Annotated in this window: 18 protein-coding genes; 16 read left to right on the top strand and 2 right to left on the bottom strand. The window is 36.9% G+C overall.

The genetic code is table 11. The features are described from left to right. Window positions 1-21: 21 nt before the first annotated feature. The 7 genes from mgtE (at window position 22) to G6O73_RS07270 (ending at window position 7831) form a co-directional block, all read left to right on the top strand. On the top strand, window positions 22-1380 hold the full coding sequence (gene mgtE / locus G6O73_RS07300) for a magnesium transporter (RefSeq protein ID WP_415584016.1): 1359 nt from the start codon (window positions 22-24) through the stop codon (window positions 1378-1380). Between the two features lie 335 nt (window positions 1381-1715). Beyond that, a complete protein-coding gene (locus G6O73_RS07295; protein ID WP_057886380.1) occupies window positions 1716-3161 on the top strand; it encodes an MFS transporter in 1446 nt (481 codons plus the stop codon). A gap of 27 nt (window positions 3162-3188) precedes the next feature. After that, a complete protein-coding gene (gene aroC / locus G6O73_RS07290) occupies window positions 3189-4355 on the top strand; it encodes a chorismate synthase (protein ID WP_057886379.1) in 1167 nt (388 codons plus the stop codon). Window positions 4356-4371: 16 nt separating this feature from the next. After that, entirely contained in the window at window positions 4372-4920 is a 549-nt protein-coding gene (locus G6O73_RS07285; RefSeq protein WP_057886378.1) for a hypothetical protein, read from the top strand. Beyond that, a complete protein-coding gene (gene aroA / locus G6O73_RS07280) occupies window positions 4917-6215 on the top strand; it encodes a 3-phosphoshikimate 1-carboxyvinyltransferase (RefSeq protein WP_057886377.1) in 1299 nt (432 codons plus the stop codon). Before G6O73_RS07285 ends, aroA begins: the two co-directional genes overlap by 4 nt. Window positions 6216-6232: 17 nt before the next feature. Then, window positions 6233-7324, top strand: a complete 1092-nt coding sequence (locus tag G6O73_RS07275) for a prephenate dehydrogenase (protein ID WP_057886376.1) — start codon at window positions 6233-6235, stop codon at window positions 7322-7324. A 6-nt stretch (window positions 7325-7330) separates the two neighbouring features. Then, window positions 7331-7831 (top strand): shikimate kinase, encoded by a 501-nt coding sequence (locus G6O73_RS07270; RefSeq protein ID WP_057886375.1) that lies wholly within the window; start codon window positions 7331-7333, stop codon window positions 7829-7831. 54 nt (window positions 7832-7885) lie between these two features. Here the strand turns inward: G6O73_RS07270 and G6O73_RS07265 are convergent, their stop codons facing one another. Next, window positions 7886-8911, bottom strand: a complete 1026-nt coding sequence (locus tag G6O73_RS07265; RefSeq protein ID WP_057886374.1) for a lactonase family protein — start codon at window positions 8909-8911, stop codon at window positions 7886-7888. Between the two features lie 102 nt (window positions 8912-9013). Between G6O73_RS07265 and G6O73_RS07260 the strand changes: the two genes are divergently transcribed. Both G6O73_RS07260 and G6O73_RS07255 read left to right on the top strand, forming a co-directional pair. Continuing rightward, on the top strand, window positions 9014-9370 hold the full coding sequence (locus tag G6O73_RS07260; RefSeq protein ID WP_057886373.1) for a PTS glucitol/sorbitol transporter subunit IIA: 357 nt from the start codon (window positions 9014-9016) through the stop codon (window positions 9368-9370). 466 nt (window positions 9371-9836) lie between these two features. Next, window positions 9837-11150, top strand: coding sequence for an SLC13 family permease (locus G6O73_RS07255; protein WP_057886372.1), 1314 nt, complete (start codon window positions 9837-9839; stop codon window positions 11148-11150). An 80-nt stretch (window positions 11151-11230) separates the two neighbouring features. Here the strand turns inward: G6O73_RS07255 and G6O73_RS07250 are convergent, their stop codons facing one another. Beyond that, window positions 11231-12202, bottom strand: coding sequence for a GMP reductase (locus G6O73_RS07250; RefSeq protein WP_057886371.1), 972 nt, complete (start codon window positions 12200-12202; stop codon window positions 11231-11233). Between the two features lie 220 nt (window positions 12203-12422). Here G6O73_RS07250 and G6O73_RS07245 point away from each other — a divergent pair, with 220 nt between their 5' ends. The 7 genes from G6O73_RS07245 to ymfI all read left to right on the top strand — a co-directional run bounded on the left by G6O73_RS07245 (window position 12423) and on the right by ymfI (window position 20198). After that, window positions 12423-12920: an aminoacyl-tRNA deacylase gene (locus tag G6O73_RS07245; RefSeq protein ID WP_057886370.1), complete on the top strand. Its 498-nt coding sequence runs from the start codon at window positions 12423-12425 to the stop codon at window positions 12918-12920. 13 nt (window positions 12921-12933) lie between these two features. Then, entirely contained in the window at window positions 12934-13788 is an 855-nt protein-coding gene (locus tag G6O73_RS07240; RefSeq protein WP_057886369.1) for a methyltransferase domain-containing protein, read from the top strand. Window positions 13789-13991: 203 nt separating this feature from the next. After that, window positions 13992-14507: a tRNA (cytidine(34)-2'-O)-methyltransferase gene (locus G6O73_RS07235; RefSeq protein ID WP_057886368.1), complete on the top strand. Its 516-nt coding sequence runs from the start codon at window positions 13992-13994 to the stop codon at window positions 14505-14507. A 61-nt stretch (window positions 14508-14568) separates the two neighbouring features. Then, window positions 14569-16899: a DNA translocase FtsK gene (locus tag G6O73_RS07230; protein WP_057886367.1), complete on the top strand. Its 2331-nt coding sequence runs from the start codon at window positions 14569-14571 to the stop codon at window positions 16897-16899. 21 nt (window positions 16900-16920) lie between these two features. Beyond that, a complete protein-coding gene (yfmF, locus tag G6O73_RS07225; protein WP_057886366.1) occupies window positions 16921-18177 on the top strand; it encodes an EF-P 5-aminopentanol modification-associated protein YfmF in 1257 nt (418 codons plus the stop codon). Beyond that, on the top strand, window positions 18174-19472 hold the full coding sequence (yfmH, locus tag G6O73_RS07220; protein WP_057886365.1) for an EF-P 5-aminopentanol modification-associated protein YfmH: 1299 nt from the start codon (window positions 18174-18176) through the stop codon (window positions 19470-19472). The genes yfmF and yfmH overlap by 4 nt, the downstream gene beginning before the upstream one ends. Further along, window positions 19473-20198 carry an elongation factor P 5-aminopentanone reductase gene (ymfI, locus tag G6O73_RS07215; RefSeq protein WP_057886364.1) on the top strand — a complete coding sequence of 242 codons (726 nt, stop codon included), beginning with the start codon at window positions 19473-19475 and terminating at the stop codon, window positions 20196-20198. Window positions 20199-20282: the final 84 nt, after the last annotated feature.

Raw genomic sequence — 20282 nt, 5'->3', positions numbered from 1 at the left:
TGGAGAAAAAGCATGGCTAAGATTAGAGATAATATTGAAAAAGAAAGCCAACTAATCGGCCTTTTATTGAAACAACAGCAGGCAAGCAAGTTTCGTTTGCATTTTTTAAAACTTCATCAGCATGAACAAGCCCAAATTTTTGTTAAACTTAATTCGTTGCAACGAAAAAGATTATACCGTTATCTAACATCAACTAAAGTTGCTGAATTTTTTAACGAGTTGGATTTAGAAGATTTGACAGCAGATTATTTAAAGGAAATGTCACCTAGATATGCTGCTGCGGTTATTGCAACAATGTACACCGATAATGCGGTTGATATGCTGGGAACTGCAACGGATGCAGATTTGAAAACCTATTTAAAATTTATTGCTCCGCAAAAAGCGGTAATAATCAAGAAGTTATTACATTACCAAGCAAAAACGGCGGGCGCAATTATGGCAACTGAGTTTGTCAAAGTGACAGGCAATCAAACGGTTGCTGATGCAATGTTGTTAGTGAAAAACCAAGCGCGACAAGCAGAAATTATTTATTATCTGTATGTGGTTGATCACTTTGATCATTTAACTGGTATTTTAACACTGCGTGATTTGTTAGTTGCACCGGCAGAACGTTCAATCGCTCAATTGATGACCTCACCTGTGGTGGCAGTTAAGGTTGATGACGATCAAGAAGATGTTGCACGAATGATTAGTGATTATAACTTTGTTGCTTTACCGGTCACTGATGCTGCTGAAAAATTAGTTGGGGTGATTACTGTAGATGATGCAATCGATGTTATTGATGAGGAGTCGGCGGAAGATTATTCAGGATTAGCTGGGGTTGATATTGATGAGCAGCAAGATAATCCATGGCAAGCAGCTTTGAAACGACTTCCGTGGTTAATAACCTTATTACTTTTAGGAATGTCGACTGCTACTTTAGTTTCACACTATGAACGATTAGTTAGTGAGGCAAGTATTTTAGCTGTTTTTATTTCATCAATTACTGGAACGGCTGGTAATGCCGGAACGCAAAGCTTAGCTGTTGCGGTACGACGATTGGCAGATCCTAAAGCTGATCGGCGTTCAATTTGGAAAATCATTTTGACTGAAATTTTAACTGGCATCTTGATCGGAGTGATTACAGGTGTAGCGATTATGCTGATTGTCGGTTGGTGGCAAAAAAATATCATTTTGGGTTTGGTAATCGGATTAGCCATGTTTGCGGCAATTATTGTTGCGAACCTAGCTGGGAGCTTAATTCCTTTGCTAATGTCAAAAATTGGAGTAGACCCGGCAGTTGCTTCTGGGCCATTTATTTCTACTTTAAGTGATTTGACCTCGGTTTTGATTTATTTTAATATTGCTCAAATTTTTTTAAAATTCATTATGAATGATTAGTAACTTTTTAAATTAAATTAAAATTAACAGTTGACTTATTTTTATTAACATGTTTTAATAATTAAAAATATAAAGAGGGGAATTCTAAAAATGACGCATACAAATTCAAAAGTTTATAGTTATTATTATGGCTTTGCTTACTTTGGGTAGCGTCTGTGCAACTGATGACACGGGCGCATCCCTGTGTCTCAGTTGTGCAAAGTCATACCGCCAACTGGGAAATGAAAATCCAGTTGGATCAATATGACAGAATTTCAATTACGATGTCAGCTAAACCAACTAGATTTTCATCTAGTTGGTTTTTTGTTTAGTAAAATTTTTGAGGAGGAAATTAAATGGAAATTCAATCTTCGCAACAAACAAAATTAAAAATCAGCTTATATTTAAATTATTTTGTCCATGGGATTGGCTTAATTATTTTGGCACAAAATATGCAAGCTCTTGGAAATCTCTGGCAAACACCATTAGCAACAGTCTCTTATGTAATTTCTGGTGTTGGAATAGGTCGCTTATTAGCTTACTTAATTCTAGGAAGCTTGGCTGACCGATATGGTCGTAAAAATTTTGTGTATGTCGGAATGCTGTGTTACTTAGTATTTTTCGGTGGAATTTTGATTGCACCGAATATTCAAGTCGCTTATGGACTAGCAATTTTAGCTGGTGTAGCAAATTCTGCTCTTGATGCAGGAACGTATCCAACATTCATTGAGCTTGGTGGCAGTAACGGAGCTTCCAATATTTTAATTAAGGCCTTCATGTCACTGGGAGAATTTATTTTACCACTGTTGGTAGCATTGCTGGAGAATCATCAGTGGTGGTTTGGTTGGAGCTTTATTTTAGCCATTGCGGTTTTATTAGTGAATTTTGTGATTTTACGTCCACTCAAGTTTCCACCTCAAAATAAAATTATTACCAAAAAACAACAACATTTTACTCGACTGATTGGTTGGCGTCGTTGGTTAATTGCTGGATGCTTGACGGGATATGGCTATACTTCGATGGCTTTGATGATTTTATATACCCAATGGATTAGTTTGTTTGCCGCAAAAATTTTGCATTTTTCGAATTGGCAAGCACATTTTCTATTATCACTGTATAGTATTGGTTCAATCAGCGGAGTAATTATTTTATTTGCCTTATTAAGTCGAGAAGTTAGTGAAACTAAGCTATTACTGATTTTGAATAGTCTAAGTCTTATTAGTTTAGTGCTGATTGGATGGTCAACTCAACTGGTGATTGTCGCTGCAGCATCATTACTATTTGGAATGACGGCAGCAGGAGGTGTTATGCAAACTGGATTAAATTTATTTTTGAAGCTTTTTCCGCAACGCAAAGGGTTAATTACCGGTGTTTTCTTTACTGGAGGGAGTTTGGCTTCATTTTCAATTCCATTGATTACGGGATGGTTATCAAAATTTAGTATTGCAACGGCCTTGCATTTTGATATTTTAATTGCAGTTTTGGGTTTATTGTTAGTAATTGTAATTAAAATATTATTGGCTGTTGTCCAGACGCCTGATTTAAAACAAGTCAGAAAACGAATTTCAAAGTTAGATCACTGGATTATTGTTTTACTAAACCGGCGTTTCCAAGCAGTTAAATTAGCTGGTGAAATTAAAACTGCTCAGCAGCACCCAATACTGGATACTAAACGTGAGGAGCAAGTGTTAGAACAAGTGGCTCGTCAAAGCGCTGATCAGCAGATAACACCTTATCTGTTGAATGTTTACCAGCAAATTATGCAAAACTCGCGTGATTATGAGGCACAGCATAAAGACTAAACTTAGCAAAAATAGGGAGGAAATACTATGCATTACCTTACAGCAGGAGAATCACATGGACCACAGTTAACAGGAATTTTGGAAGGCTTCCCAGCTGGAGTCAAATTGGATTTGGCACAAATCAATCAACAATTAGCAGCTAGACAAGGAGGATATGGTCGTGGCAATCGACAAAAAATTGAACATGATCAAGTTACTTTTGTAGGGGGGCTACGTCATCAAGTTACTTTAGGCTCGCCGTTAGCGATGGTTATTAAAAATATTGATCATTCACATTGGTCTAAAATAATGGATCCTATTAGTCCCGCAACCCCAGAAAACACCTTACGGCAAGTTGAACGTCCTCGTCCGGGACACGCTGATTTAGTTGGCGGAATGAAATATCGGCATCAAGATTTGCGGAATGTTTTGGAGCGCTCCTCGGCACGTGAGACAGCGATGCGCGTAGCAATTGGGGCGGTATGTAAACAATTATTGGAGCAATTGGACATTAAATTAACTGGCTATGTTGCTCAAATTGGTCCACTTTCCGTTGATTCAAAGCAGCCAACATCAGTTACTGAAATTGACCAGCAATTACAGCAAAATGATTTGCGGATTATTGATCAGACTCAGGTAGCCAAAATTCATGATTTAATTGATCAAACTAAACGTGCTGGAGACACTTTAGGTGGAGTGATTCGAGTGGTGGTCGAAAATTTACCGGCTGGGCTTGGAAGTTACACTAGCTGGAATACTAAGTTGGATGCTAAATTGGCGGCGGCAGTAGTTGGCGTTAATGCCATGAAGGGAGTTTCCTTCGGTGATGGTTTTGCCGCTGCATCGCATCTGGGAAGTCAAGTAATGGACCCGATTGTTTGGCAGCCTGAGTTGGGTTGGAAACGTTCATCAGATCATTTGGGGGGGTTCGAAGGTGGGATGACTAATGGAATGCCCGTGATTATTAATGCGGCAATGAAGCCAATCCCAACCCTATATAAAGCTTTACCGAGTGTTAATTTAAAAACCCGAGAAGTTCAAAAAGCTAATGTTGAGCGTTCTGATACTACGGCAATTGTACCGGCCTCAATTGTAATTGAAAGCGTGGTAGCAATTACTTTAGTTGAAGAAATAACTGGAACTTTTGATGGCAGCAATTTACAAAGACTGCAACAACAGCTTGCTGACTATCGAAAAGAAATCAAAGAATATTAAGTTGGGAGGAGATCATTTGCAAATCCATACCTTGGGACCAGCAGCCACCGATAGCTGCCAAGCAGCGCAGTATTATATCAAACATTACTTAAAAAAACAGACACAACAATCAGTTCGAGTAGTACTACACCCAAGTTTTGAAAAATTGTTTGAGCAATTTTCATTGTTGGCAAATGATTTGCTAGTGATTCCAGCCGCGTTTTGTTCACGAAAGTTAAATTTAACTTGGGGAGAGTGGCATTATCGTAACTTGAGTAAGCTAGAATTGCAAGATAGTTTTATTTATCCACTAGCACCAATGGTTTTACTGGAAAATATGGCTAGTACTTCTCAAATAGCTTATACACATGCAGCTCTGTCGGATTTAATTTTGCAGTTCATTCAGCCACAAAAGCTACGCTGTTCAGCAAGTAAGTACGCTGCTTACCAAGAGTATCTAGTTGATGGGCAGTATGTGCTGACCAATGAAAAAAATGTTAAATTACGTTCAACTGAAAAAGTTTTACAACGATTTACTCCACAGATGGTCTGGACAGTTTATCAAATTAAGGAGTTTTCAAAATGAAAGAAACCAGATTAATTACCGGTCTAAAAAATGGTTTAAAAGGAGAACTTGCAGTTCCAGGAGATAAAAGTATCTCGCACCGTGCGCTATTGATTGGCGCAATCAGCCAAGGTAAAACAGTGATTGATCATTTTCTAAAATCCCAGGATTGTCTGCATACACTAGGAGCTTTGCAGCAGTTAGGAGTAACTATCACTGAGCAAAATTCACAAGTCCAGGTTTGGGGTCAAGGCATTGAACATTTAAGTCCCTCTGCTGCACCTCTGGAGATGGGAAATTCTGGAACAACAACTAGGCTGATGCTGGGATTACTAGCCGGAAGGCCATTTGAGAGCTATTTCCAAGGAGATGCTTCTCTTAGTCAGCGGCCGATGAAACGAGTCAGTGAGCCATTAGCTAAAATGGGCGCAGAGATAGCTTTAACGGCTGCTGGAACTTTACCTGCCAAGGTCAAGGGACATAAATTGCATGGGGAAAAAATCGCACTTCAGGTTGCCAGTGCCCAAGTAAAAAGTGCAGTAATTTTTGCCGGATTACAAGCAGATAATCCGACAAAGATAATTGAAAAATTACCAACACGCAATCATACTGAATTAATGCTGCGTCAATTTGGGGCCGAGATTATAACAGCAGCTGATCAACGAACAATTACTGTCATTCCCAAGCCTAAATTGCTCGGACAACAAATTCAAGTTCCGGGCGATCCATCTTCAGCAGCTTTTTTTATGGCTGCTGCAACTTTAGTGCCAGAGTCAAGCATAATTTTAAAAAATGTTTCCTTAAATCCAACCCGAACTGGATTTTTGCGAATTTTACAAAAAATGAGTGGAAAAGTCAGCATTTTAAATCAAACAAAACTGTCTGAAAATTCAGGTGATCTCAAAGTTGAATCGGCAAAACTGCATGCAATTCAATTAACCGCTGCAGATATTCCAGCGGTGATTGATGAACTTCCTTTAGTGGCACTTTTAGCAGCAAGAGCTACAGGAAAAAGTAAGATTACAGGAGCTGAGGAATTAAGGGTTAAGGAAACAGATCGAATTGCTACTGTAACTGAAGAGTTAAGCAAATTAGGCGTTAACATTCAGGAATTGCCAGATGGCTTGGTTATTAGTGGTTCAACTAAATGGCAGCCAGTAACTAATCAATTAGACAGCCATGGTGATCATCGAATTGGAATGATGCTGGCAGTGGCTGCATTGTGCATTCAAGGATCATTAAAATTACAGCAAGCTGATGCTGTTAAAATCTCTTATCCAGGATTCTTTGCAGATTTGCAGCAATTAATAGTTTAGTTAAAGCAGGTGAAAAGATGACAAAAGTTTTTATTAATGGTTTAGGTTTAATTGGCAGCTCACTAGCGCGAGCAATTAAACAAAAAGATTCCCAAATTAAAATTGTTGCAGCTGATCTAAATCAGCATGCTTTGGAATATGCTAAAAAGCAAAAAATTATTGATGAAGCAGTTGGATCACTTAGAAATGCTGCAACAGCCGATTTTATAATTTTAGCAACTCCAGTTGATCAGATTATCAAATCACTTCATCAACTAAGTAAGCTATCTCTGAAATCAGGCACAATTATCACAGATGTTGGTAGTACCAAACAACAAATTGTGGTAGCTGCAAAAACTTTGCCCACGCAAGTTACTTTTATCAGTGGACATCCAATGGCTGGTTCACATAAAACAGGAGTAACTGCTGGGAGAGCTAATTTGTTTGAAAATGCTTTTTATTTTATTGTTGCTCCCAATGCTTCACAAGTAGCAATTGTTAAACTGCAGAACTTGTTACAGCAATTGCATGTCAAATGGTTGGAGTTAACTCCAGAGCAACATGATCGCTTGGTTGGGCAGATTAGTCATTTACCGCATATTATTGCTGCTGCTTTAGTCAATCAAACCCAACAAGCATTTATCAATTCGCCATTAGGAATGCGGATGGCGGCGGGAGGATTTAAGTCAATCACTAGAATAGCGGCCGCTGATCCAACAATGTGGAGCGCAATTCTTCAAACTAATGCAACGATTATTGCCGACCAGTTGAGAGCTTATCAAGCTGAATTGACTAAGATTCGACAAGCTATTTTAGTTGCTGATCAGAAAACTATTTATAATTTTTTTGTATCGGCCAAAGTTAGTCGTGATCAGTTGGGACCGGAGAAGATTGGTGGTCTACCAGGGTTTTATGATTTGTTTATTAATATTCCAGATCGAGTTGGCTCGATAGCTGATGTTACTCGAATTTTGGCTGTTAAAAAGATTAATTTAGTTAACTTGCATATTTTGGAAATTCGCGAAGAAATTGATGGCATTTTACAATTGACATTTATGAATGAAAAAAGTCGAGCTGCTGCCAAAAAGATCTTAAATGAGCAGCATTATCAAGTAATTACAAGGAAGTGAGTAAAAATGAGAGCAGTGTTAGTTGGGTTTATGGGAAGCGGTAAAACGACAATTGGTCAACTACTTGCAAAAGAATTGCAAGTTTCCCATGTTGATCTTGATCAGATAATTGTTGAATTTGCTGGTAAATCAATCAATGATATTTTTGCTCAAGCTGGTGAGCAGACTTTTCGAAGATTAGAACATGAATTATTGCAACAACAATTGGCTAAGGATGGTATTTTATCGACTGGGGGTGGTACACCAATGCTGGATGCTAATCTAAAATTACTGCAAAATTCTTCTGCCCCAATCATTTTATTAGAAGCTTCAACCCAGACAATTACTCGACGAGTAAAAGATGAGGGGGGACGACCATTAGTTAACAGATTAACCTCCAGTGAGTTGGCGAACCTCAAACAAAGTAGGGATACTTTATATTATAAATGTGCTGATTGGGTTGTTAAAACTGATCAACGGACACCGCAAGAGATCATTGCTGAAATTTTACCCAAGTTAGTAGTCTAAAAAAATAAAACCGATCAGCTGTTTAAGCTGCCGGTTTTAGGGCTTTTAAAAAAGTTAGTCTTGGATAAATTTAACACAGACACCTTCAGGAATAGGAATATCTTTTTGAAGATAAGCTAGTTGACCGCTTTGAATGGAGCGACTAAACAGAGTAGCATTATCACTTTCTTGGTTAGCAACTAGGAGAAATTTTCCAGTTGGATCAATTGCAAAATCGCGAGGGAAACTACCAGCAACACTGATGGTTTGAATTAAGTGTAACTTTTCTTGATCCCAAGCAAAAACTGCAATTGAATCATGTCCACGGTTTGAAACATAAATAAATTTGCCATCGGCCGAAATTTTAATAGCTGCTGCGCCATTATGTTTATCCCAAGTTGCTGGGATTGTTGTTAATTGCTGAATTTGGCTGAATGTTCCATTGAGGGCATTGTATTTTAAAACGGCAATTTGGCTACTGAGCTCACCGACTAAGAATGCAAAATTACCATTTGGATGAAAAACTAAATGTCGTGGTGCAAATCCAGCTTCTGTTTCAAAAACCTGTTCATGGGTTAAAGTACCAGCTGCTGTAATTTCGAAAGTATAAACGCGATCTGCACCTAAGTCACAAACAGTTAGTCGTTGATCAGGTGTTAGATCGGCATAATGAATGTGAGAAGCTTCTTGTTCTGGCCGTGGACCTTTACCGCTAAATTTTTTTTCTGATAACAATTTGAACGGTTGATTTGCAGTTGAACGATAGACTCTGACAACTCCGGTATGATAATTAGCTGAAAAAACTAAGTCACGTTGATTATCAATGCCAATGTAACAAGGAGCAGCCCCACTGGCAACAATTTGTTCAGTGATTTCAGCTGAATGACTATTAAGGTTTAGTTGAGCAACTCCCCCTAGATTATTATCTTTGACGACAGCAAATATTTGCTGGTATCGGTTAATATTTAAATAAGTTGGATTACTTAAAGTGCAGATAAGTGCAGGTTTTGAACAAGTATTATTTGTTTCATTTAAGTTAGCTTGATAAATGCCTTGTGAAGTTTTCTTAGTGTAAGTACCAAAAAAAATTTTTTCTGTCATAAAATCCCTCCAGTTTTATCTTACTTAATTGTAACCGATTTAGATTCAACTGACCATATGTTACAATAGTAATTGTTAAAACCAAAAAAGGAGTTTGCTGCGATGTTAAAAGCAAAAATTGTTGAAATCGGTCCGGAAGCAATTTCGGCGGATGATCCGCTTTTGATTTTGTTTGATGAAACGGCTTCATCTCAATTAAGACATGTTTCAGTCGTGCAACGTTTTATTTCGCCCAATGAACAACATTTCTCTCTTAAAACTGGTGGGCAGATTAAAATTGATGAGCAAGTCTATGAGGTTGCATATGTTGGTTTTTTAGTTGCTGATAATATGGAAATGATTGGTCATGCAACGCTTTTTTTCGAAGAGGTTCCCGAACAACCACAACATAATGGTATTTATTTAAAACCTTATCAGATTCCCAAACTGCATGTTGGCAGTATTATTAGTTACGAGTAAACAACAAAATCAAAAAACCTTAAGAAGCCAAGCAATCTAAAATTTGTTAGGCTTCTTTATTTTGCAGAATTATAAGAAGCCGAGCAAGTCGGTGAGAATTAAGTTGCAGTTTTAAAATGATATTAATCAGTTTTTTTTGACTATTTTTAAAATATCTTAGAATTATGTTTTTTTATTTTTTAAAATTATGCCTGAGTATTTACAAAATTTAAAAAGAGGTATATATTAACTGTATTGGGAAAACGCGTTTTAACTCTTAGATAGATCTATAAAAGTGAATTCATGAGCATCTTGTGTAATCGCTAACAAGAGCTTTGCAATTTGATTTTTATTTTTGTAACATCATTTATTTGTGAAAAGAAAACTATTTTTAATGGAACGAGATTTATTTGTGAAGGAAAGAGGAGCAAAGACAACAATATCGGCTATTACACGAAACAAATTTTGATAAAAGAGGTTATTAATTATGAATAGTATATTGATTGGGTTAAGCTTGCTTGCTGCAATTATTCTGGGAAGAAAAAAGAAAATTAATATTGGGATTGCAGCAATTCCATTTGCTTATGTAGTAGGGACATTCTTTGTTAAAATGTTGCCAGAAAAAGTAATTGAAGGTTGGCCACTTGCAACTTTCTTTGTTATTTTAGGAATTTCAATCTTTTTTGGTTTTGCAACAGCTAATGGAACATTAGAGGTTTTAGCTAATAATATTTTATATAGATTCAGATCCTTCCCATTAGTTTTACCGATAATCATTTTCTTAATTGCTGTCCTAATTGCTGCTTTGGGAGCAGGGTATTATGCAGTTATGGTTCTAATGGCACCGATGGCAATTATTATTTGTGATAAATTGAAGATTAATCCTTTAATTGGGGCGCTGGCTGCTGATTGTGGTGGCCAAGTGGGTTCTAACTTTATGATTGGTTTAAACGGAGTTGTTTTTAGAAATTTAATTACCAGTGAAGGTTATTCAGCTGATTTGGCATTTTCTTCTTCGATAAGTATTTTTGTTGTTTATTTTATTATGACATTTCTAATTATTCTTGGATTAATGTTCTTTTCAATTCATCAAAAAAGAGCTGCTGGAATTGATGACCAAGAAGAAATTGAGTTTGCCTTACCAAAAAAATATACAAAAGCTCAAAAAACAAATTTAGTTTTGATTGCAATTTTCGTAGTTGTTCTTTTATTACCGCCATTTGCACATATGGCATTTCCTAAATCCAGTGTGATTTCATTTCTGAACAGCAGTATTAATGTTGGTTTAGTAGCTATTTTATTTGCCTTAATTTCATTTTTACTGAATTTGAGTACAGAAAAAGAAGTTTTGAGTAAAATCCCGTGGGGGACGCTCTTAATGATCTCCGGGATGGGGATGTTGGTCAATGTGGCAATTAATGCTGGAACTATTAAAATTTTATCTGGTTGGATGAATCATGTACCAAGTATTTTAATTCCGTTGGCACTGTGTCTGCTAGCGTCGTTATTTAATAGTTTTGGTGGAAGTTTTATCGGAGTTGTTGCACCAGCCTTATTCCCAGTGGTTGCTTCAATTGCACATTCAACAGGAATCAATCCGATTTTATTATATACCTGTGTAGCAATTGGTGGATTAGCAACTGGAATTTCTCCATTTAGTAGTGGTGGCGCAATGGTCTTAGGTTTTGTTAAAGAAGATTTTCGTGATGAAATGTATAAGCGTGAATTTTATGTCGGGTTACCACTATGTATTACGGTAGCGGCGGTTACTAGTTTAATTTACTATGCAATCATGGGTTAACTTTTAGATCTAAAATAAAAAGGCATCATGACTTAAATATCAGTCATGGTGCCTTTTTAAAGTATCACTTTGAAGTTAAATTAATCACCATTGAAAATAGAATTTTTAACAATTACGTAATCTACTTTTCGCAATGAAATTAATTCACGTCCACCAGCATATGAGATTGACGATTGTAAATCTTCTTGCATTTCACGAAGAGTCTCGGCAATTTTTCCTCGATAAGGAACTAGCAATTTTTTACCTTCAACATTTTTGTATTGCCCTTTTTGATATTGTGAAGCTGAACCATAATAAGTTTTAAATTTTTTTCCATCCTTAACAATGACTTCTCCAGGGCTCTCTTCATGACCGGCAAATAAAGAACCAATCATGCACATTGAAGCGCCAAAACGAACTGATTTTGCGATATCACCATTATAACGAATGCCACCATCAGCAATAATTGGTTTGCTGGCAGCTTTACTGCAAAGTCGGACGGCAGCTAATTGCCAACCACCTGTACCAAAACCAGTTTTTAGTTTAGTAATGCAAGCTTTGCCTGGTCCAATTCCGACCTTAGTTGCATCAGCTCCAGCATTTTCTAATTCGCGAACACCTTCAGGGGTGCCAACGTTACCCGCTATTACAAAAACTCCGGGCAATTTTTGTTTAATATGATGAATCATCTCGATGACTGTATCAGCGTGACCGTGAGCAATATCAATTGTAATATATTCGGGGACTAAATGGGCAGCAGCCAAATCGTTAATTAGCTCATATTCTTTAGGCTTAACGCCAACAGAGATTGAGGCAAATAATCCACGTTGGTGCATACGTCTTACAAACGGTAAGCGTTCATCTTCATTAAAACGATGCATGATATAAAAATAATCATTTTCAGCCAGCCAAATGGCAAGCGGTTCATCGATAATTGTTTGCATATTTGCTGGAACTACTGGTATTTTAAACGTCATTGGTCCAAATTTGATTTTAGTATCGATTTCTGAACGACTTCTTACGATACATTTGTTAGGTACTAATTGAATGTCTTCATAATCAAAAGCTTGCATAGCGTTACCTCACATTCCTGAATGAAATACATTTTCGTTGATTAAGCTTTTTTATCCACAAACACCATACAATTTACTTCATTATGTAATAAAAGTCAAATGAATTAACTGCAAATATCTATTAATATTCGTTTTTTGTTTTGAAACAAAAAGTAGATATGACGAATAAACATTTTGACGTTATAATAGAATGGAGTATTTCAAATGAAGGGATTTTTTTATGGCAAAGAAGAAGAAAATCAAAAAAACAAATGAGGAACGCATTCTGGATCAACACGGGATTGAGTACCAAGAAATGTCTTTTGATTGGCTCAATCTTGGGCAAACTGCGCTAACTGAGGCAGAGACGGCCGGAATGCCAGCTAAAAGTATTTTAAAAACCATTGTTCTGCAGGCAAATGGTTCAAGTCGAGATTACTTGGTTATCTGTTTACCACTTGAACATGAAATTGATTTAAAAGTTGTTGCTGCAGAATTGGGGAAAAAACAAGTTCATTTAGCTGATAATAAAAAATTAATTCAAATTACCGGTTATGTTCATGGAGCAAATACACCGATTGGGATCAATTTTAAACAGGGATTTCCAATTTATTTCGATGAACGAATTAAAGATTTTCCAGAAATTTCGGTTTCAGCAGGGAAGGTTGGTCGTTCTGTTAGAATGAGCCAAAAAGCTTTAGTTGAATTGGTTAATGGAAAATATTTGAAAGTTGAATAGAAAAGGAAAATATATGAAAAAAATTGAGCAAGCAGCGGCTTGGTTAAAGAAAAACTATCAATTGTTTCGTTGCCCATATTGTGCGTCAGCTTTTAGGCAACCAGAAACTAAAAGTTTAATTTGTCAGCAAGGCCACAGTTTTGATTTATCTAAAAAGGGAACGCTCTATCTCTTGAAAAAAAGTTATCAAACAAACTATGATGATCCAGCTCTTTGGCAATCCCGACGAAAACTGTTACAGGCAGGTTTATTTACACCAATTTTTGCTAAAATTAAAGACTTGCTTCCCACAAGTTCAAGCCGAATTTTAGATGCTGGTTGTGGTGAAGGTTCAGCATTAGCATATTTTGCAGCAGAGAGAAAGAAAAATGACACTTTAGTAGGTTTTGATTTAGCAAAATCAGCCTTGAATTTAGCAACGCAATTAGATTCGGCTGCTTTTTTTTGTGAAGCTGATTTAGCAAATTTACCTTTTCAAACCGCTAGTTTCGATGCTATTTGTGATATTTTCACTCCGTCAGCTTACCAAGAATTTGAGCGAGTTTTAGTACCAGGAGGACGTTTAGTGAAAGTGATTCCAGGTCAAGCTTACTTGGCAGAACTGCGACATCTGTTATATGCTGAAAACTCGGGAAACTACAATTATAGCAATCAAAAAGTTAAAAATTTGTTTTTTGAGCATTATCCAACAGCTAAAGAACTAGCTTTAAATTATAAATTTTCGTTGAACTCAACAACTTTTCAACAATTATTAAAAATGACTCCTTTGCAATGGGGGGCTTCTGAAGCACGATTAACGGAAGTTCAACAGCTAACTTTGCCAGAAATAACAGTGGATGTAGTAGTTTTAACTGCTAAAATTGATTAAAACAAAACTTTTTTGTGAAAAAACCTTGAAAAGCAAAAAAATAGGTGTTAAAATTTTCTCAAGAAATCGGTTGTTAGTAATTAACGGAACAGTCGTTAGTTGCTGAATGATTGTACTTCATTTAACGTAGCCGTTCGCCGTGCCCACACCGAATGGCTACGCTTTTTTTGTGCATAATTTAATAAATTAAAGGAGATTTTTACATGACAAACCATATTGTACTTTTTGAGCCCTTAATGCCAGCTAATACTGGAAATATTGCTCGGACTTGTGCCGGAACCAATACAGTTTTGGATTTAATTGAACCATTAGGCTTTTCGACTGATGACAAACATTTAAAACGGGCCGGGCTAGATTACTGGGATAAAGTTACAATTCATTATCATGAGAATTTACCAGCTTTCATGAAAACACTGAAAGAAAAAGACGAGTTCTTTTTGATCTCAAAATTTGCTACGCGGGCTTATTCACAAGCAAACTATTGTGCTCAAGACCATAATTATTATTTTATCTTTGGTAAAGAGACAACTGGTCTGCCAGAGCCTTTTATGCGCAAGTTTTATGAACATTGTCTGAGAATTCCACAAAATGATCAACATATTCGAGCACTTAATTTATCAAATTCAGCAGCAATTATTATTTATGAAGTTTTGCGCCAGCAAAGTTTTCCTAACTTAGAACTAAGCCATCATTATTCGCATGATAAATTGAAAGACTAACTATTAATTATGTTAGAATAGTAAAAGGCTACCGATAAGAATATAGAAGGGGGAGTTCATTGTGGCACGCTCGAGAAAGCGACGTTCATCAACAAAAAAACGTCAAAAAAATTTTGCTTTTTCTCCGCAATTAATTGGCATTATTTTTATCGGCTGGAGTTTGCTCGGACTTTTCCAAGCTGGTTATTTAGGGATAGCTTGTTTGAACGTTTTTCGACTTTTAATTGGAGATTTGGCGATTACCGGTTTAATTTTACTGTTGCTAGTTGGTTTTTATTTATTAGCACGGGGAAAGGAGCCACCGGTTTCTACTAAAGTGATTGGTAGTCTTTTACTGTTATACAGTGGAGGGACTCTGTGGTTGACCGCATTTTTGTTTGCCCGACTAAATTTACATACACGTTTTCTAGGAATCACTTGGCAGTATCTCTGGGCAGATCTATCTAGTGCCAGTGCTGGCAGCAGTGTTGGCGGAGGAGTGTTGGGAAGCTTATGGTATACTGCTAGCTATTTTTTAACGGGACAATTTGGTTCTTATGTTTTAGCAATCCTACTCTTATTAGGGGGGATTTGTTATCTAACGGGTATATCTTTAACAAAAACCTTACATTTTGTTTTATATAATTTAACCAGAGCCATTGGTTGGTTGGGCTTACATTTAAAACCGCTTGTTAACCAACTAGGACAAAAGATTGGTCAGCTATGGCGTACTTGGCGACGTAAAAGAAGGCAAAATAAACAGTCAAAAAATGATCGCGATCTTCCAGTTCAAGAATCTTCAGCCATCAGCAAAGAATCTCAGAAATTACCAGTTAAACCGATAGACGAGGTAGCTACTAAAAATGATGAAGAAGTACTTAAAACGTCGATTCAGACTGGTGATTGGCAGCAAGATTTAAATCAGAAAGTGGCTGTTACCACGGAGCAACCGACACCAAAATTGCAAACTAATGTCGTAGCTGATGATTATCAATTGCCACCAAAAACATTGTTGCAACAGGTTAAACCAACAGATCAAAGTGCAGAGTATAAAAAAATTGAACATAATAATCAAATATTACAACAAACTTTCAAAAGCTTTGGTGTTGATGTTGAGATCAAAAAAGCAATCTTAGGACCGGCTGTAACTAAATATGAATTACATCCGGCAGTCGGGGTCAAGGTAAGTAAAATTGTTAATTTGACAGATGATTTGGCATTGGCGCTGGCAGCAAAAGATTTACGAATAGAAGCTCCAATTCCAGGGAAATCACTAGTTGGAATTGAAGTGCCAAATCAGCAAGTTTCCACAATTTCTTTTCGGAGTATTATTGAAGAACAAGTAATTGATGCTAATCATCCATTACAAGTTCCTCTGGGACGTGATATTTCTGGAAAAGTGGTAACTGCTGATCTGCAAAAAATGCCACATCTTTTAATTGCTGGTTCAACAGGTAGTGGGAAATCGGTTGCTATTAATTGTATTATTACCAGCTTGTTGATGAATTGTCGGCCAGATTTAGTCAAGTTGATGTTAATTGATCCTAAAAAGGTTGAGCTTGGAGTTTATAATGGAGTACCGCATCTTTTAACGCCCGTTGTGACTGATGCTCGTAAAGCAGCCAAGGCTTTAAATAAGCTAGTTGCCGAAATGGAACGTCGGTATGAATTATTTGCTAATACTGGTCAACGTAATCTTAAAGGCTACAATGAAATGGTTGAACGGCAAAATCAGGAAACAGGTAGTCAAGAACCACTAATGCCGTATGTCGTAATTGTGGTTGATGAGTTATCAGATTTGATGATGGCGGCTTCAAATGAAGTGGAGTCAGCTATTATCCGCTTAGCTCAAATGGCTCGTGCAGCTGGAATTCATATGATTTTAGCAACGCAACGGCCATCAGTAGACGTTATCACTGGATTGATTAAGGCCAATGTGCCATCAAGAATGGCGTTTGCTGTTTCTAGTGGAACAGATTCAAGAACAATTATTGATACTAATGGAGCTGAAAAGTTACTTGGGCGTGGAGATATGCTCTTTTTACCAATGGGAATGAATAAACCGGTTCGAGTGCAAGGAGCTTTTATTTCAGATCAGGATGTAGCTAAAGTCGTTGATTTCATTAAAGAACAGCAGACGGCAGATTATGATGATCAGTTGTTAGTCACTGATGAAGAAACTGAGAATTCTGAGGACGAGCAACCCGAAGACGAATTGTTTGCTGATGTTGTTAAATTGATTACACATGAGCAAGCTTGCAGTATTTCGATGCTGCAGCGACGATTTAGAATTGGTTATAATCGAGCGGCTCGTTTGGTTGATGAACTTGAAGCTAAAGGGATGGTAGGCCCTGCTGAAGGTAGTAAGCCACGCAAGGTTTACTTAGAAGCTCCCCCATCTGATCAACAATAATTTTAAGTGGAGGAAAAAGTTGTGCGGCTAAAATTAAAATCTGGAGTTTATTTGACTGTTATTCCGGCTAAACAATTCAAAACAGTTCGTGTAGCGATTAATTTAATTGCTCAATTAAAGCCAGAAACTCAGTCTAAACGTTTGCTATTGGCAAATATTTTAGAAAACAGTGCTGCTGATTTTCCCAATCAAGCTGAAATTGCCCGGCAATTAGCAACAATGTATGGTGCTGGTTTTGGGGTGACTGTTAGTCGGCGAGGAAATAGTCATAGTTTAAGTTTTATTTTGAATTGTTTAAATGACACTTTTAGTGAGCAGTCATTGTTAGACAAGGGGATGAATTTTTTAAAACAAATTATTTTTCATCCCCTAGCTGACAAAAATGAATTTGAAAATGAAAACTTCATCCGCGAACAACAAAATTTGCGGCAAACAATTGTTTCTGCCGCTGATAATAAACAATTAACAGCATATTTAGCGTTACAAAAAGCTTATTTCACTAATCCCATCCAACAAGAACCATCGTTTGGCACTTTGGCGCAACTGGCAACTATAACAGCTAGCGAACTATGGCAATATTATCAATGCTGTTTAAGGGAAGATCAAGTAGAAATTATCTTTTTAGGTGATATTACTTTACAACGTGCTCGACAATTGGTTGAAAAATTAAATTTTCCAGCGCGGGTAGAGTTGCCAATTTCCCCTTTCTATCAGCAAAATTGGCAGCCAAAGATTCGAACTAATAATTTTAAACAAACTGTTACTCAAAGTAAGTTAGATTTAGCATTTTTTCTGCCGGTTTATTATAATCAGCCTGAATTTATGTCAGCTTTGGTTTTCAATGCCATTTTCGGCGGATTGCCACTTTCACGGCTGTTCGTTAATGTACGTGAGAAACAGGGATTAGCTTATTACGCCAGCAGTTCATTTGACAGTTTTCGAGGAGTCTTAACTGTTCAAACAGGAATTGATGCGGTTAATCAGGAAAAAGCGCAAGCATTGATCATGCAGCAGTTAATAGAGTTACAGCAGGCGAAAATTAGTCGGCAAGAATTAATTGATGCAAAAAAAATGCTGATCAATGATTATCAAAGTCAACTCGACAGTCAAAGTAGTCAATTAAGTCACGCGCTTTTAACCAATTTAACTGGTCGAAGGTTAAATTCCGCTGATTGGGAAGAATCAATCAGTTCAGTGAATGTTGAACAAGTTGCCGAGATTGCTCAACAAGCTAAATTGCAAGCAAGTGCATATTTACAGGGGATGGCTGATAAATGAAAGTAGTTGAGTATCCATTAGTTAATGAAAAATTATATCTTCATCAGTTAAAAAATGGCATGCTGGTCAAAATCTTACCTCGGCCAGCGTATCATAAGGTATACAGTAATTTACGTGTGGAATATGGTTCATTAGATAATAATTTTTGGCTTTCTGATAAAAAGCCAAAAAAATTTCCAGCGGGAATTGCTCATTTTTTAGAACATAAAATGTTTGATCAGCCAACTGGTGATGCTTTTGAACAGTTTAGCCATTTAGGCGCTGATGCTAATGCATTTACAACGTATACGAATACTAATTATCTTTTTTCAAGCACGTCTCAAATCAAAGAAAATTTGTTAGCACTATTACATTTCGTTCAGCAGCCATATTTTCAACCAACAGCTGTTGAAAATGAAAAAAAAATCATTGGTCAAGAAATTAAAATGTACCAAGATGATGTTAATTGGCAATTGTATGCGGGGGTTTTAGCTGGTATGTATCCTGGTCATCCTTTGAGTGACGATATCGCTGGTAGTTTAGCCTCAATTCAAAAAATTACAGCAACAAATTTGTTGAACTGTTATCAAGCTTTTTATCGCCCAGAGAAAATGTCACTTCTGCTAACTGGAGCAATTGATCCGGTTGAAATTATTAATTTATTAGAGACTGATCAACATTCAATTAATTGTTTGCCTGGTCCAGTCGGGATTAGTCAAGATTTTTCAGCCGCGGAAGGAATTCCCGCTAAGCAATTTAATCAGACCTCGATGCCAACTCAACGGACTAAGGCGGCATTAGGTTTGAAAGGTTTAGATCAAGTTTTAGTTAATGAACGGAGCGGTTTAAAATATTCCTTGGCACTTGAACTTGCATTTTTTATTTTATTTGGAGAAATATCGGATAATTACCAACAATTATATGAAAAAGAAATAATTGATGATAGTTTTAATTTTGAAATTCAAGTTGATCGTGGCTTTCATTTTGTTGTTTTAAGCAGTGAATGTGATGATCCAGCGGCCTTTTTCACGGAAATTTCAAATATTTTACAGCATGGCAGCCAAAACTTAGAAGACGCTGTTAAAGAATTCGCGATTGCTAAACGTGATTTGTTAGGTTCACAAATTCAATCATTAGACTCTTTAGAAAATATTATTTCTGAAGATCAAGGTAGATTATTTCAGCAAGCAACCGTTTTAGATCAAATTGATTTACTTGAACAACTATCATTAGCTGATGTTTGGCAAACCTTCCAAACTTTTTGGCAGAATTGCCAGATGAGCAGATTTCAAATTCTTCCTAAGGGGGACATATAAATGAAATGGGCACTGATTGTTGGAGCATCAGGGGATATTGGTCAAGCAGTGGCTGAACAACTGGCTTCTGCTGGCTGGTCGCTTTATCTACACTACTTTAATTCACAAAAAAAAATTTCGAACACAAGAAATCGCTTGACTGAACTGTATCCTAAGCAAGACTTTTTAACACTACAAGCAGATTTCACGAACGAACGTGCAGCAGAGCAATTAAGTGCTAATTTGTTTGCAGTTGATGCAGTAATTTTTGCTCAAGGAACAACCAGTTATGGTTTGTTTCAACAACAAGATCCAGACGCTCTAAAAAAAATGCTACAGATGCAAGTTATTGTCCCGACTCGTTTGTTACAGTTGTTGGAAACAAAGTTAGCTGCGAATCATTTTGGTAGAATAGTGTTTGTTGGTTCAGTTTATGGTGGCAGCGGTAGCGCAATGGAAGTGGGGTATAGTACCGTTAAGGGTGCCTTGACCGCTTTTTCAGCAGCTTACAGTAAAGAGGTCGCCTCACTAGGAGTTACGGTCAATGTGATTGCGCCCGGTGCAGTTGCTACTAGAATGAATCAGTTTTTTTCAACTGAGGAAAAGGCGGCAGTTGCAGCAGATATCCCGTTAGGTAGGTTTGCTCAAAGTACGGAAATTGCTTATTGGATTAAAGCGTTGTTGGCCCAAGCTGCCGGATATTTAACCGGGCAAACAATCTATGTTACAGGTGGTTGGTTGAAATAAGTAATTCTTAATTAATATTTATGTGTGCCTATGCTATACTTAAATTAGATTTGATAGCTAGTAAATATCTTGATAAATTATTGG

The organism is Liquorilactobacillus nagelii DSM 13675, from assembly GCF_019444005.1.
GTDB lineage: Bacteria > Bacillota > Bacilli > Lactobacillales > Lactobacillaceae > Liquorilactobacillus > Liquorilactobacillus nagelii.
The sequence above is the reverse complement of the archived record's forward strand: the minus strand, read 5'-3'. Positions and strand labels throughout refer to the sequence as shown.